Annotated in this window: 11 protein-coding genes; 7 read left to right on the top strand and 4 right to left on the bottom strand. The window is 64.0% G+C overall.

The window, feature by feature from the left end; all coding sequences use genetic code 11:
- Positions 1-23: 23 nt before the first annotated feature.
- From M2281_RS23845 to M2281_RS23835, 3 genes are all read right to left on the bottom strand, one after another.
- A complete protein-coding gene (locus tag M2281_RS23845) occupies positions 24-1,655 on the bottom strand; it encodes an ABC transporter substrate-binding protein (RefSeq protein ID WP_425537797.1) in 1,632 nt (543 codons plus the stop codon).
- Between the two features lie 142 nt (positions 1,656-1,797).
- Entirely contained in the window at positions 1,798-2,859 is a 1,062-nt protein-coding gene (locus M2281_RS23840) for a dipeptidase (protein ID WP_280823691.1), read from the bottom strand.
- A gap of 201 nt (positions 2,860-3,060) precedes the next feature.
- The gene (locus M2281_RS23835) at positions 3,061-3,870 is read right to left on the bottom strand and encodes a phytanoyl-CoA dioxygenase family protein (RefSeq protein WP_280823690.1); all 810 of its coding nucleotides are present in this window, start codon (positions 3,868-3,870) and stop codon (positions 3,061-3,063) included.
- 92 nt (positions 3,871-3,962) lie between these two features.
- Here M2281_RS23835 and M2281_RS23830 point away from each other — a divergent pair, with 92 nt between their 5' ends.
- On the top strand, positions 3,963-4,889 hold the full coding sequence (locus tag M2281_RS23830) for a LysR family transcriptional regulator (RefSeq protein WP_280823689.1): 927 nt from the start codon (positions 3,963-3,965) through the stop codon (positions 4,887-4,889).
- A gap of 7 nt (positions 4,890-4,896) precedes the next feature.
- Here M2281_RS23830 and M2281_RS23825 read toward each other — a convergent pair whose 3' ends face one another.
- Entirely contained in the window at positions 4,897-5,145 is a 249-nt protein-coding gene (locus tag M2281_RS23825; RefSeq protein WP_280823688.1) for a hypothetical protein, read from the bottom strand.
- 176 nt (positions 5,146-5,321) lie between these two features.
- Here M2281_RS23825 and M2281_RS23820 point away from each other — a divergent pair, with 176 nt between their 5' ends.
- The 6 genes from M2281_RS23820 to phoU all read left to right on the top strand — a co-directional run bounded on the left by M2281_RS23820 (position 5,322) and on the right by phoU (position 14,398).
- Positions 5,322-8,579, top strand: a complete 3,258-nt coding sequence (locus tag M2281_RS23820; RefSeq protein WP_280823805.1) for a PAS domain-containing hybrid sensor histidine kinase/response regulator — start codon at positions 5,322-5,324, stop codon at positions 8,577-8,579.
- A 338-nt stretch (positions 8,580-8,917) separates the two neighbouring features.
- Entirely contained in the window at positions 8,918-9,955 is a 1,038-nt protein-coding gene (locus M2281_RS23815) for a PstS family phosphate ABC transporter substrate-binding protein (protein WP_280823687.1), read from the top strand.
- Positions 9,956-10,025: 70 nt separating this feature from the next.
- Positions 10,026-11,492: a phosphate ABC transporter permease subunit PstC gene (gene pstC, locus M2281_RS23810; protein ID WP_280823686.1), complete on the top strand. Its 1,467-nt coding sequence runs from the start codon at positions 10,026-10,028 to the stop codon at positions 11,490-11,492.
- On the top strand, positions 11,489-12,808 hold the full coding sequence (pstA, locus tag M2281_RS23805) for a phosphate ABC transporter permease PstA (protein WP_280823685.1): 1,320 nt from the start codon (positions 11,489-11,491) through the stop codon (positions 12,806-12,808). The genes pstC and pstA overlap by 4 nt, the downstream gene beginning before the upstream one ends.
- Before the next feature lie 13 nt (positions 12,809-12,821).
- Entirely contained in the window at positions 12,822-13,646 is an 825-nt protein-coding gene (gene pstB, locus M2281_RS23800; protein ID WP_280823684.1) for a phosphate ABC transporter ATP-binding protein PstB, read from the top strand.
- Between the two features lie 44 nt (positions 13,647-13,690).
- A complete protein-coding gene (gene phoU, locus M2281_RS23795) occupies positions 13,691-14,398 on the top strand; it encodes a phosphate signaling complex protein PhoU (RefSeq protein ID WP_280823683.1) in 708 nt (235 codons plus the stop codon).
- Positions 14,399-14,402 lie beyond the last annotated feature (4 nt).

The raw sequence follows: 14,402 nt of genomic DNA, 5'->3' as shown, positions 1-14,402 counted from the left end.
TCAACGGACTGATCCCTTCAGGGTCATTCCTTGGTCACAGGAGCGAGGAAGTTCGAGTCGAAGTTCGGCCCGAGCTTGTAGTTCTTGACGTTGCCGCGGACGCCCGCGACCTCGGTCTGCTGGAACAGCATCACGAAGGGGCTGGAGTCGAGCGCTTCCTGCTGGAGCTTCTGGTACATCTCGGCGCGCTTGGCGTTGTCGCGTTCCAGAAGGGCGGCCTTGGTCTGCTCGGTCAGCCCAGGGATATCCCAGGCGTTGCGCCAGGCGAGCGTCTTGGTTGTGCCGTCGTCGGCGTTGTTCGGGTTGGAGGTGAAGGTTTCCGCGTTGGAGTTCGGATCCCAGTAGTCCATGCCCCACTGGCCGATATACATGTCGTGGTTGCGAGCACGGTACTTGGTCAGCACCTGCTTGCCGTCGCCGGGGATGATCTCGATCTTGACGCCAGCCTGGCCAGCGGTCTGCTGGAAGGCCTCGGCAATGCCGGAGACCGGCTGGCTGTTACGTACGTCGAAGGTCACCGAGAAGCCGTCCTTCAGGCCGGCCTTTTCCAGGAGTTCCTTGGCCTTGGCGATGTCGAACTTGTACGGGGAAGCCTCGAGAGCGCCGAGAACGCCCTTGGCCTGATAGGTCTGGCGGATTTCGCCAATGCCCTTGATCAGGGTCGAGCCGATGGCATCGTAGTCAACCATGTACTTGAACGCTTCGCGTACTTCGGGCTTGGCGAGGTTCGGGTTCTTCTGGTTGAGGCTGATGTAGTAGACGGTGCCCTTGGGCGCGCTGGTGGTGGTGAGGTCGGCGTTCTTCGAGACAGCCTCGAGGTCACCCGGCTCGAGATTGCGGGCGACATCGATGTCACCGGCTTCGAGCATCAGGCGCTGGGTCGCGCTTTCCTTGACGTGGCGATAGATGACGCGGGCAAGCGCGGGCTTCTCGCCGTAGTAGTTGTCGTTGCGCTCCATCACGAGCACTTCGTTGGCGCGCCAGTCGCGGATCTTGAACGGGCCGGAGCCAGCGTAGCCGGTCTTCATCCAGCCATTGCCGAAATCGTTGTCATACTTGTAGTCGTCGGACGGCGTGACCGGCGCGACGTGCTCCAGAACCAGCTTCTTGTCGACGACCGCACCTACGGTGGCGGTGAGGCAGTTCAGCACGAAGCTCGGCGCGTAGGACTTGTCGACGGTGAAGACAAACGTGTCAGCGTCGGCGGCCTTGGCCTTCTCGGTGACATTGTCCTTGGTGAGGCCGAACTGGGTGAGGATGAAGGCCGGGCTCTTGTCGAGCTTGACGGCGCGCTCGAACGACCAGGCGACGTCCTCGGCGGTGATCGGGTTGCCGGAGGCGAACTTGAGGCCCGGCTTCAGCTTGAAGGTGTAGGTCAGGCCGTCGTCGGAGACGGTCCAGCTTTCGGCGACGCCGCCCTTGACCTTGGTGGTGTCGTCGATGTCGAGGCGCACCAGCATGTCATAGGCGTTGCCGAGGAATTCAGCGGGGCTGAGCTCGAAGGACTCGGCCGGGTCGAGGGTGATCGTGTCGTCGATGGCCCAGGCCTGCACCAGCGTGTCGGCCGGCGTGGCGGCCAAAGCCGGCGAGCCGGCATAGGCGATCATGGCAAGCGCAGCGCTGGCAAGCAGCGTGCGTGCGTTCATTTTTCCCATAAACATTCTTGGAACTCCCCCGTGTGTGGCGAATGTTGTCGTTCGGAACCTGATCGATGCCGAGCAATGTCGACATGGATCGGGTTCCACTTATGGATGAATCACTTTCCTGCCGGAAAAGACAATCTCCCGTAGCAGTGGTTCAAGCATTTTCGGTGTCGTGCCAGGCCGACCGCAGCACGCGGAACCAGTTATCGCGGCAGAGCTTGGCAAGCTCGGCGCCGCCGTAGCCCGCCTTCTGCAGGGCGTCGACGAGGTTCTGGAGCCCCGCGGCGGTGCTGATCTCGCGCGGGACGAGCGCGCCGTCGAAGTCAGAGCCGATGGCGACGCCATCGATGCCGAGCTTGTCGACGAGATAGTCGATGTGGCGAACCATGTCCGAAAGCGGCGTGTCGGCGTTCTCGCGGCCGTCGGCGCGCAGCATCGTGACGGCGAAGTTGAGGCCGACCAGGCCCTTGCTTTCGCGGATGGCGTCAAGCTGCTTGTCGGTGAGGTTGCGGGCCACGGGAACCAGGGCATGCGGGTTCGAGTGGCTGGCCACCAGCGGCTGGTCGGAAAGCTTTGCGACGTCCCAGAAACCCTGTTCGGTGATGTGGGACAGGTCGATGAGGATGCCGAGGCGGTTGCACTCCTTGACCAACTCGCGGCCGATGTCGGTGAGGCCGGGACCGGTGTCGGGGCTCATCGGATAAGCGAAGGGAACGCCGTGGCCGAAAATGTTGTTGCGGCTCCAGACAGGGCCGAGCGAGCGCAGGCCGGCGGCATAGAACACTTCGAGCGCCGTCAGGTCGGCGTCGATCGCCTCGCAGCCTTCCATGTGCAGCACGGCGGCGAACTTGTCGTCGGCGAGCGCGTGGTCGATGTCGGTCATGGTGCGGCAGAGGCGCCAGCTGCCGGCGCGCTCGAGCCTGAGCGCGATCGAGGCCATTTCCATGGCGATGTCGAGCGAGGGCGCGCGTTCGAGCGGCTCCGAAAGCGGCGTCACATAATGGCCGTTGGCGTCGGGCTCCTTGAGCACCAGGTCGCCGGAGGGGATGTAGATGGCGCAGAGGCCGCCGGCGAGACCGCCCGCTTTGGCGCGCGGCAGGTCGATATGACCCTTGTCGGTTCCTTCGGTGAATTCGGCGACGGCATCGCCACCCTTCTTTTCGTTCTGCCAAAGGCGCAGCAGAACGTCGTTATGGCCGTCGAAAACAGCGTGCATCAAATACCCCGGTTTGACCGCCCCAAATTATGCCCCGCCGTTGCCGCTTTCGCGGTCGGCGTATTTGAAAGGGGTGGCGGTCCGTTTCGGGGGCCGATCAATGCAGAAGGATCGGGCAAGATCAAGAGGCAAGAATCGCACAGTTGTGATCTGCCCCAAGGGAAGACACCCGGTCGAGCCGGGTGCCGTTGCGTCAGAGAATCAGGCGGCGCTTGCGTCCCAGACCACGGGGAACCAGTCTTCGCGCAGCTTCTGGCCGTGCTTCATATCGTGGCCCGTATAGGGCGGCGAGGTGCGGCCGGGGCGCTCGACATAGTGGGCGTCGTCGCCCACCCAGCGCAGCGAGATCACGCGGCGGCGGTTGGGCGCCAGGTTGCCGCGTGCGCCATGGACGGTGCGGAAGTCGAAGAGCACGGCATCGCCCGGCTCCATCTCCCATTCCAGCACCTTCATTTCCGGATCGCTGTCCGGATCGGGCACGGGAAGATAGTCGCCTTCGCCGGCATAGAAATTGCTGTCGTCCAGCCAGCGGACGGGCAGAACCAGCTTGTCCCATTTGTGCGAGCCGGCGACCAGGCGCAGCGTCGCCTCCTTCACGGGATCGATCGGAATCCAGAAGCTGACGGTCTGGCTGCCGTCGACGAAATAATAGGGGATGTCCTGGTGCCAGGGCGTCGCCTTCTGCGTGCCAGGCTCCTTGACCAGCACGTGGTCGTGGAAGAACTGCGCGGATTTGGACTGCATGACGCCGGCGGCAATCGCGGCGGCAGGCGATTCGCGCACCACCTGCACGAATTCGGGGATGCGCTCCCAGTTGCAATAATCGTCGAAGAAGCTGCCGACGCCGCCCGCAATGTCGACGGCGGTGGCGCTTCTTTCGCGCATGTTGCGCTCGATGCCTTCGGCGATGACGTCGACCCAGTCCTTGAAGGCGCCGCGGATGCAGACGGCACCATCTCGCTGGTAATCGGCGATGATTTCGGGGCTGAGGGAATAAGGGGCGGGCTTCATGGCTCTCTCCGCTTGAAAAACTGCCGTGACTATCGCGCGCCTTCGTCATCGGATAAAATAATAAGTATTGATGTCAAATATAGGCATTTCCTATGATCTATTCGCTGAGCCAGCTTCGCTATGCGGTTGCCGCGGCGCGCCATGAAAGCATCAGCGCGGCCGCGCGCGAGCTCAACGTCTCGCAGCCGTCGATCTCGGTGGCGATCAGCCAGATAGAAGAGCGGACCGGACAAAAGCTGTTCGTGCGCCAGCGCGGCGCCGGCATCGCGCTGACGCCGTTCGGCCAGGCCTTCATGCTGAAGGCCAAGGTCGTGCTGGACGATGTCGACGATCTCGACGCGTTGGTGCGCGGCAAGGCGGCGGTGGGCGGCGAGGTGGTGCTGGGCTGCTTCCAGGACCTTGCGCCGCATTTCGCGCCGGCGCTCATCCGGCGCATGGCGGAGCTTCATCCGGGCGTTCGCATCAGCGTCAGCGAAGAACGCTTCGAGACTCTGGAAAAGCGGCTCGGCGACGCCGCGGTGGACATTGCGCTGACCTATGACCTCGGCCTGCCGATCAATGCGGAACGCGTGCTGTTGAGCGAACTGGCGCCGCACGCGCTGCTGGCCGCCAGCCATCCGCTGTCGCGGCAGGAACGGGTCAGCCTAGCCGAGCTTGCGCGCGAGCCGCTGATCGTCACCGACCAGCCTTACAGCTGGCAGCACATGCTGGACCTGTTCCGCGCCTTCGGCCACGCACCGGCGGTGGCGGCCAAGACGCGCTCCTTCGAGCTGCAGCGCAGCATGGTGGCGAACGGCTTTGGCGTTGCAATTTCCTACACGCGCCCGGCGGTCAACCGCAGCTATGACGGGCAGCGACTGGTCTGCCGCCCGCTCAGCGAGCCGGTGCCGCTGCAGCGCATCATCATTGCCCATGACGCACGCCAGCGGCTGTCGAAGGCGGCGAGCGCCTTCATCGAGGTTGCGAGGGAGTGGTTTTCAAAGCGCGAGCCGTTTTCAACCGTCGCGGACGGAAGCTGACGGCCGGCTATTCGTCATCTTCCTCGCCGTTGAGCGGCTTCCACGAATGCGGCTCGATCTTCCTCTGGGTATGGGAATCGACGAAGGCCCACCAGCCGATATCATTGGCGTCGCCATCGCCGCCGAGCGCCTGCAGCATTTCGGCGGAACGATACTGCGCGATGGATTCATTCTCCTGCCCGTCGGCGTCGGTCCAGAAGGCGCGGACCTTGATGCCGTTCTTCGGTGCGGTGGCGATCGGCATGGGGTTCGGCATGGGCGGCTCTCCTTCCTGCCCATGAACTATGGCCGATTTCGCGAACGGCAATGCGACTCGCACGGTTCGGCGGCAAATCAATAAGGTTAGCCAATCGTTAAGCCTTGTACGGCAGAATTGCCGCAACCGCCGGTCGTGGTGGTTCGGCCGCGACTTGGCGGGGTGGGGGACACATGATGGATATGGCAGGCGTCGAAGGATCGCCCGCGCTTGGGGGAGCGCAGTCGGATCTGGCACGTGTGCTCGACGCCATGAACATGGGCGTCGTGCTGCTGGATGCCGACCTGCGGGCCGAGATCGTCAACAAGGAATTCTACCGGATCTGGAACGTGTCGCCGAAGGATGTCGGCGCCGGCTCGCCGTTTCTGGCGCTGCTGGAGATCAGCCGCTACGACGGCGTCTATACGGTCGCCGACGGAGAGTGGGAGGGCTACGCCGCCCACCGGCTGGCCGAGATCCGGGCCGGCGATGTGGCGCCGCGCGAGTTCAAGCGCGCCGACGGCCGCACGCTGATCTATTCGGTGACCGCACTTTCGGGCGGCAAGCGGCTCGTCAGCTACTACGACATCAGCCCGATGAAGGACCGTGAGACGCGGCTTGGGGAGGCGCTGAACAAGGCGCACCTTGCCGAAGTGGTCATCAACGGCATCAAGGACCCGATCTTCGTCAAGGATTCGGAGCTGCGCTTCGTCTTCGTCAACGAGGCCTTTTCCTCGCTGTTCCGCTGCCAGCCCCAGGACATGCTGGGCCGGAGCTACCGCGAATTCGTCGACACCGCCGACGCCAAGCGCTTCGAGGGGACCGAGCGGCAGGTGCTGGCGACCGGCGAGAGTTTCGAGATCGAGCAGAGCTTTGCCCACAAGGGCAGGACGCGGACGCGCATCGTGCGCAAGACGCGCATCAGCCCTGACGGCAAGCAGAACTATATAGCCGGCTTCCTGTTCGACGTGACCGAGATCAAGACGCGCGAGAACGAGGCCGAGGAAGCGCGGCGGCGGCTGGCCAATGTGCTGGAGTCGCTGCCGGCAGGCGTCATCATCTACGACCGCGAAGACCGCTTTGTCCTTGCCAACCGCATGTTGCAGGACGGCCTGCCCTTGATGAAGGAGGCCTGGGTTCCCGGCAGGCCGCTGCGCTTTGCCATCGAGCTCGCGCATCAGGTCGGCTATTTCCGCGACACTGGCGATGCGGCGCTGGACGCTCTCTACGATACCGATGCCGCAGCCTGGGTAACGGGCTATCTGGAGCGCTATTACGCCAGGCACGTCGTTTCCGAGCGTCTCAATCCCGACTGCCGCTGGCTCAAGGCCTTCGACACCCGCGCCGAGGATGGCACCTATATCGGCGTGCGCGTCGACATCACCGAGCTGAAGACGCGCGAAAAGGCGCTGCGCGACAGCATGGACCAGATCGAGCTCTATCGTCACGTGCTCGATGAGCTGCCGGTGTCGGCCTACGTCAAGAATGCCGATCTCGCCTTCGAATTCGTCAACAAGATGTGGTGCAGCTTCGGCGGCAAGACCAAGGAAGAGGCCCTCGGCCGCACCGATCGCGATTTCTTTGGCGACGAGGGACAGGGTTTTGCCGAGCGCGACCGGGAGGTTCTGCGGAGCGGCCAGCTCAACGAGTTCCAGGAAACGCTGACGCATCCCGACGGCACCGTCCGCCATCTCATCGCCAAGAAGAGCCGGCTCATTTCCGGCGACGGCTCGGTGCATCTGATCGGCTCCAGCACCGACATCACCGAACTCAAGCAGCGCGAAACGGAATTGCAGGAAGCGCAGCGGCGCGCCGTGATCGCCGACCGCGCCAAGTCGGAATTCCTGGCCAATATGAGCCATGAGATCCGTACGCCGATGAACGGCGTGCTCGGCATGGCCGAGTTGCTGGCAAAGTCGGACCTCGATCCCAAGCAGCGCACCTTCACCGACATCATAGTCAAGTCGGGCAATGCGCTGCTGACGATCATCAACGACATCCTCGACTTTTCGAAGATCGATGCCGGGCAGCTGGTGCTCGACCCCGCGCCGTTCAACCTGGCCGAGGCGATCGAGGACGTTGCCACACTCGTCTCGACGCGCGCCAAGGAAAAAGACCTTGAGCTCATTGTTCACGTCGCGCCGGGCCTGCACGATCTCTTCATTGGCGATGTCGGGCGCATTCGGCAGATCATCACCAATCTGGTCGGCAATGCGGTGAAATTCACCGACGCCGGCCATGTGCTGGTCGATGTGACGGGGGAGACGCTCGAAGGCGTCGCCCAGCTGCGCATCGCCGTCACCGATACCGGTATCGGCATACCCGTCGACAAGCTCGATCTTGTCTTCGACAAGTTCAGCCAGGTGGACGCCTCGTCCACGCGCCGGCATGAGGGCACCGGGCTCGGCCTTGCCATCACCTCGCGGCTCGTCGACCTGATGGGCGGCAAGATCGGCGTGGAAAGCACCGAGGGCAAGGGCTCGACATTCTGGTTCACGCTTTCCCTGCCCAATGCGGGCAAGCCGGAGGGCCGCCGCACCACGCCGATCGACGTGACCGGCGCGCGTGTCCTCATCGTCGACGACAATGCGGTGAACCGCGCGATCCTTTTGGAGCAGATGGCCTCGTGGGGCTTTGACGCCTGCGCCGCTGAGAGCGGGCCCGAAGGCCTGAAGGTGCTGCATGCTGCCGCGTCGCTCGGGGTCGCGGTCGACTGCATCGTGCTCGACTTCCAGATGCCCGGCATGACCGGGGCGGAGATGGCGCGCATCGTGCGTGCCACGCCGCCGATCGCCACAACCCCGATTGTGATGCTGACCTCGGTCGACCAGTCGCTGGTCCAGATCAGCCACCGCGATCTTTCCATCGAGGCGCAGCTCATCAAGCCGGCGCGCTCCTCGACGCTGCTCGAGTCGCTCGTCACCACCATCCAGCGCAAACGCGCGGCGACCGCGCCGGAACAGATTTTGGCAAAGCCGGTCGCGCCGGCCGCCGCCAGGCCGTCCCCGCAGCCTGCGCCCGCACGACCTCGCCGCCCGGCAATGCGGGCCGAGGGCCATGCGGTCGATATCCTTGTCGCCGAGGACAACGAGGTCAATCAGCTCGTCTTCACCCAGATCCTGGGCGAGACGGCCTACACTTTCGAGATCGTCAGCAACGGCCGCAAGGCAATTGCCGCTTACCGCGAGATGAACCCGCGCATGATCCTCATGGACGTCTCGATGCCCGAGATGAACGGGCTCGAGGCAACGGGTGCGATCCGCGAGCTGGAGACTTCCTCCGGTGGCCATGTGCCGATCGTCGGCGTCACCGCGCATGCCCTGAAGGGCGATCGCGAACGCTGCCTGGAGGCGGGTATGGACGACTATCTCTCCAAGCCGATCAGCCCCAGGGCGCTGCTCGAAAAGCTCGAGCGCTGGATGACGCAGGACGAGGAAGAACGCGCCGCCGGTTGAGCCGGGCATTGGCGTTGTCCATTAGCCGCGTTCAAGCGAGAAAATAACTGTCAAAAACCGCACTTGCGAGCCCGCCCATCGGCGGCCTCGCCGTAGGCGAACACGAGCCTGTGAAAAAAAGAATCTGGCCGGGAAAACAACCTGCGAGTGTGCACCTGTTCGGCTAAATGATTGATTCTTCCGCTCAAGTCGGAGCGTCTCGGGGCCAAGCCGATTTTGATGTCGAAAGCCGTTACCGGCGTGACATCAAACTGTCATGTGACTGTTACAAACCGGCGGTAAGTCCCCTCCCGACGCGAGAAAGCGTTGCAAGACCATTTCCGACAGGAGCCAGGTTCATGACCAGATTTTTCCTCACGGCGTCGGCCGCAGCGATCGCGCTTACCGCGTCCGTTGGCTACGCCGCTGCCCGCGACCAGATCCAGGTCGCCGGTTCGTCCACCGTGCTGCCCTATGCCAAGATCGTTGCCGAGAATTTCGGTGAGACCTTCACCAACTTCAAGACCCCGGTTGTCGAGTCGGGCGGTTCGGGCGCTGGCATCAAGGAATTCTGCAAGGGCGTGGGCGAGAACACCATCGACATCGCCAACTCCTCGCGCAAGATCAAGGACGACGAGGTCAAGTCCTGCGCCGACGCCGGCGTGAAGGAAATCCAGGAAGTCCGCATCGGCTATGACGGCATCGTCTTCGCCACCGACATCAACGGTCCGGATTGGGCGCTGACCCCGGCCGACGTCTACAAGGCCCTGGCCGCTCAGATCGTCGTCGACGGCAAGCTCGTCGCCAACCCGAACACCAAGTGGAACCAGGTCAACCCGAAGCTGCCCGACTGGGACATCTCCGCCTACATCCCGGGCGAGAAGCACGGCACCCGTGAAGTCTTCGAGACCAAGCTCCTCGACGCCGGCTGCAAGTCGACCGGTGCGCTCGACGCCATCAAGGCCGCCGGCCAGGATGAAAAGGAAGCCGCCAAGACCTGCATCGCCATCCGCAAGGACGGCAAGGCCATCGACATCGACGGCGACTACACCGAGACGCTGGCTCGCATCGATGCCAACAAGACCGGCGTTGGCGTGTTCGGCCTCGCCTTCTACGAAAACAACGCCGACAAGCTGAAGGTCGCCACCGTTGGCGGCATCAAGCCGTCGACCGAGACCATCGCCAAGGGCGAGTATCCGGTTTCGCGTCCGCTGTTCTTCTACGTCAAGAAGGCTCACCTCGGCGTCGTCCCGGGCCTGAAGGAATATGTCGACTTCTTCCTGAACGACCAGATGATCGGTCCGGACAGCCCGCTGGCTGAGTACGGCCTGGTTGCCGCTCCGGAAGCCGAGCGCAAGGAACAGCGCGACGCTTTCGACGCCGGGAAGACCATGTAATGATGCTTACGGCTTCGGGGCGCGCGATTCTGCGTGCCCCGAAGTTTTGCCTTTTAGCCGGGAGCAGCCCATGTCCTTGATGCTCGTCTTCGCAGCTGTACTCGCCATCGGCGCGGTCGCCTACTTCGTGGGTCGCCAGCGCGCAGTCGCGCAGGACGACGGCAAGATCAAGCCGCACTCCCGCGCCCATTATCACGGCTGGTGGGCCTTCCTGCTCGCCACCTTGCCGGCCCTGCTGTTACTGATCGTCTGGAGCGTGGGCTCCAGCGTCTATCTGCAGGAGCACATCAGGTCGCAGCTGCCGGAGCAGACTGCCGACAGCCCGATCGCCAGTGAGAAGCTTGCCGCGAGCCTGACCAGGAGCCTTGCCAACGGCCTGCACCGGCTCGACCCGCAGACCGCTGCCAACCCGCCGGCCAGCTTTGCCGAGCTTCAGCCGCAGCTTGCCGCGCGCGGCGTGGCGCTGGCGCCGGACACGCAGAACTACATGATCCCGATCGCGGTGGACGCCAACCGCATGCAGGACAGGCTGAGCCTCATCGGCGCGATCCTGATCCTGGCGGTCTCGATTGCCGGCGCGACGCTTGGCGTCTCGCATGTCCAGCTCAGGGCGCGTGCGCGCAACAATGTCGAGAAGCTGGTGCTGTGGGGACTGCTTGGCGCCTCGACCATCGCCATCCTGACCACCGTCGGCATCATCCTGTCGCTGCTGTTCCAGACCATCAATTTCTTCGAGCGCGTGCCGCTCACCAACTTCTTCTTCGGTACCGTGTGGGATCCGCGCTTCGCCGCCGCCGGCTCGGGCGGCTCCGAAGGCCAGTTCGGCCTCATCCCGCTGCTTGCCGGCACGCTCTACATCGCCCTCGTCGCCATGCTGGTGGCCGTGCCGGTCGGTCTGATGTCGGCCGTCTACATGGCCGAATATGCCTCGCCGAGGGTGCGCGCGGTGGTGAAGCCGGCTCTCGAGCTGCTCGCCGGCATCCCGACCATCGTCTACGGTATCTTCGCGCTGGTGACGCTCGGGCCCTTCCTGCGCGACCTGAGTGCTGCCCTTGCCGGCGGCACCGGCTTCATCCAGGCGCAGAGTGTGTTCACCGCGGGCCTGGTGATGGGCGTGATGCTGATCCCGGTGGTCTCGTCGCTCTCCGACGACATCATCACCGCCGTGCCGCGCGCCATGCGCGACGGCTCGCTGGGCCTGGGCGCAACGCGCTCGGAAACCATCAAGCGGGTCATCCTGCCCGCCGCGCTGCCGGGCATCGTCGGCGCCATCCTGCTCACCGCGTCGCGCGCCATCGGCGAGACAATGATCGTGGTGCTGGCCGCGGGCGTCGCCGCCAACCTGACGCTCAACCCGTTCGAGGCGATGACCACCATCACCGTCAAGATCGTCAACCAGCTGACCGGCGACCTCGAGTTCAACTCGCCGCAGACGCTGGTCGCCTTCGCGCTGGGCATCACCCTGTTTGCGCTCACCTTGGTGATGAACATCTTCGCGCTCTACATCGTGCGCAAGTATCGGGAACAGTACGAATGACCGACATCCCTTTGAATGGCATTGCCAACGGAACTGTCGCCCGCCCGCGGCGCGACATCGGTCTGAAGCGCCGCTACGCCGCCGAACGCCGCTTCCGCATCTATGGCGTCCTGGCGATCTCGGTGGGCCTCGTGTTCCTCGCCGTCATGCTCACCACCATCGTCTCCAAGGGCTACACCGCCTTCTGGCAGACGACGGCGACGCTGCCGATCACCTTCGACCAGAATATCATCGACCCGGAAAACAAGCGGGCGACCGATCCGAACGTGCTGATCACCGCCAACTATCCCAAGCTGGCCGAGAACGCGCTGATCGCCAAGCTCGGCATCAATCCGGACGACAAGGTGGCGACCCGCAAGCTCAAGGGCTTCCTGTCCGACGGCGCACGCGCGCAGCTGCGCACGCTGGTGACCGACGATCCCTCGATCATCGGCACGACCCGCAACGTCGAGATCCTCGTGGCCGCAAACATCGACTCCGCCTTCAAGGGCCAGATCGATCTGTCGGTCGACGAAAGCCGCCGCAAGGTGTCCGACCAGCAGGTTACCTGGATGAAGCAGCTCGCCGCCGAGGGCTCTCTCGCCAAGCACTTCAACAAGGGCCTGTTCACCTTCGGCGCCTCCAGCCGGCCTGAGACCTCGGGCATGGGCGTGGCCATCATCGGCTCGTTCTACATGATGGTCATCGTGCTCTTGCTGGCGCTGCCCATCGGCGTCGCCGCCTCGATCTATCTCGAGGAGTTCGCCAAGAAGAGCCGGCTAACCGACCTCATTGAGGTCAACATCAACAACCTCGCCGCCGTGCCGTCGATCGTGTTCGGTCTCTTGGGCCTGTCGGTGTTCATCAACTTCCTCGGCCTGCCGCGTTCGGCAGCACTTGTCGGCGGCCTGGTGCTGACGCTGATGACGCTGCCCACCATCATCATCGCAACGCGCGCCGCCCTTGCCGCCGTGCCGCCGTCGATCCGCTCGGCGGCGCTGGGCCTCGGCGCCTCCAAGATGCAGATGGTGTTCCAGCACATCCTGCCGCTGGCCGCCCCCGGCATCCTCACCGGCACGATCATCGGCCTGGCGCGCGCGCTGGGCGAGACCGCACCGCTGCTGCTGATTGGCATGGTCGCCTTCGTTGCCGATCCTCCGGCGACGCCGCTGGAGCCGGCCACCGCACTGCCGGTGCAGATTTACATGTGGGCCAATGAGGCCGAGCGCGCCTTCGTCGAGCGCATGTCGGGCGCCATCATCATCCTGCTCGTCTTCCTGATGGCGATGAACATCACGGCGATCGTGTTGAGACGGCGTTTCGAGCGGCGCTGGTAGGGAGATCAGTATTATGAACATCATGACCGAAACGGCACTCGAAAGCGCGGTGAACGACAAGATGAACGGTACGCCCAACGAAACGATCAAGATGCGCGGACGCAAGGTCAGCGTCTTCTATGGCGAGAAGCAGGCCCTGTTCGACGTTGATCTCGACGTGCGCGAAAACCAGGTGACGGCGCTGATCGGCCCCTCGGGCTGCGGCAAGTCGACCTTCCTGCGCTGCCTCAACCGCATGAACGACACCATCGACAGCGCCCGCGTGACCGGCCAGATCACGCTCGACGACGAGGACATCTACGACCCCAAGATCGACGTGGTTGAGCTGCGCGCCCGCGTCGGCATGGTGTTCCAGAAGCCGAACCCGTTCCCCAAGTCGATCTACGAGAACGTTGCCTACGGCCCGCGCATCCATGGCCTCGCCCGCAAGAAGGGCGACCTCGACGAGATCGTCGAGACCAGCCTGAAGAAGGCCGGCCTGTTCAACGAGGTGAAGGAACGCCTGCATGAGCCGGGCACCGGCCTTTCGGGCGGCCAGCAACAGCGCCTCTGCATCGCGCGTGCCATCGCGGTGTCGCCGGAAGTGATCCTGATGGACGAGCCGTGCTCGGCGCTCGACCCGATCGCCACCGCGCGCGTCGAGGAACTGATCGACGAGCTGCGCCAGAACTACACCATCGTCATCGTCACGCACTCCATGCAGCAGGCGGCGCGCGTTTCGCAGCGCACGGCGATGTTCCACATGGGTTACCTGGTCGAGGAAGGTGAAACGGACAAGATGTTCACCAACCCCGACGACAGGCGCACCCAGGACTACATCACCGGCCGCTTCGGCTGACGCCGCGCGCCGGTTCTTGCAGACGCCGATTACGAGGACAGATAATGGGCAAACACACCGTTACCTCATTCGATGATGAGCTCGGTCATATCGACCGGCTCATCCGGGACATGGGCGATCTTGCAGCCTCGATGGTGAGCGCCTCGATCCAGGCGTTGGTCAGTTCCGACAGCGCGCTCGGCCAGCGCGTGATCTCCGACGACACGGTGATGGATGCCCGCCAGCGCGAGCTGGACGACCGCGCCATCACACTGATTGCCAAGCGCCAGCCCATGGCGCAGGACCTGCGCGCCGTGGTCGGCGCCATCCGCATGGCGGGCGACCTCGAACGCATCGGTGACCTTGCCAAGAACATCGCCAAGCGCGTCAGCGCCGTCGGCCAGGGCTCGACCCCGCGCAACCTTGCCCACAGCATCGAGACGATGTCGGCGATGGTGCTCGAGCAACTGAACGCCGTCGTCGACAAATATGTCGCGCGCGAGCCGGAAGCCATGCAGGGCCTGCGCGCCGCCGACGAGAAGATCGACGTGAAATACACCGCCGTCTTCCGCGAGCTCCTGACCTACATGATGGAGGATCCCCGCAACATCACGGCCTGCACGCATCTCCTGTTCTGCGCAAAGAACCTGGAGCGCATCGGCGACCACGTCACCAACATCGCCGAGAACGCCTACTACGTGATGACCGGACAGCAGCTTCCGCCCAACCGGCCGAAGCTTGACGAAACTTCGCTGGCGAGCCCGGCGGCCTGAGAAC

Origin of the sequence: Pseudaminobacter soli (ex Li et al. 2025), from assembly GCF_029892515.1 — a bacterium.
Lineage (GTDB): Bacteria > Pseudomonadota > Alphaproteobacteria > Rhizobiales > Rhizobiaceae > Pseudaminobacter > Pseudaminobacter soli_A.
This window is presented reverse-complemented; position numbering and strand designations above follow the sequence as displayed.

What these genes read in the sequence shown, in the direction of transcription:
- M2281_RS23845 (WP_425537797.1), bottom strand. Translation starts at nt 1,655, where the DNA reads ATGGGAAAAATGAACGCACGCACGCTGCTTGCCAGCGCTGCGCTTGCC.
- M2281_RS23840 (WP_280823691.1), bottom strand. Translation starts at nt 2,859, where the DNA reads ATGCACGCTGTTTTCGACGGCCATAACGACGTTCTGCTGCGCCTTTGG.
- M2281_RS23835 (WP_280823690.1), bottom strand. Translation starts at nt 3,870, where the DNA reads ATGAAGCCCGCCCCTTATTCCCTCAGCCCCGAAATCATCGCCGATTAC.
- M2281_RS23830 (WP_280823689.1), top strand. Translation starts at nt 3,963, where the DNA reads ATGATCTATTCGCTGAGCCAGCTTCGCTATGCGGTTGCCGCGGCGCGC.
- M2281_RS23825 (WP_280823688.1), bottom strand. Translation starts at nt 5,145, where the DNA reads ATGCCGAACCCCATGCCGATCGCCACCGCACCGAAGAACGGCATCAAG.
- M2281_RS23820 (WP_280823805.1), top strand. Translation starts at nt 5,322, where the DNA reads ATGGATATGGCAGGCGTCGAAGGATCGCCCGCGCTTGGGGGAGCGCAG.
- M2281_RS23815 (WP_280823687.1), top strand. Translation starts at nt 8,918, where the DNA reads ATGACCAGATTTTTCCTCACGGCGTCGGCCGCAGCGATCGCGCTTACC.
- pstC (WP_280823686.1), top strand. Translation starts at nt 10,026, where the DNA reads ATGTCCTTGATGCTCGTCTTCGCAGCTGTACTCGCCATCGGCGCGGTC.
- pstA (WP_280823685.1), top strand. Translation starts at nt 11,489, where the DNA reads ATGACCGACATCCCTTTGAATGGCATTGCCAACGGAACTGTCGCCCGC.
- pstB (WP_280823684.1), top strand. Translation starts at nt 12,822, where the DNA reads ATGAACATCATGACCGAAACGGCACTCGAAAGCGCGGTGAACGACAAG.
- phoU (WP_280823683.1), top strand. Translation starts at nt 13,691, where the DNA reads ATGGGCAAACACACCGTTACCTCATTCGATGATGAGCTCGGTCATATC.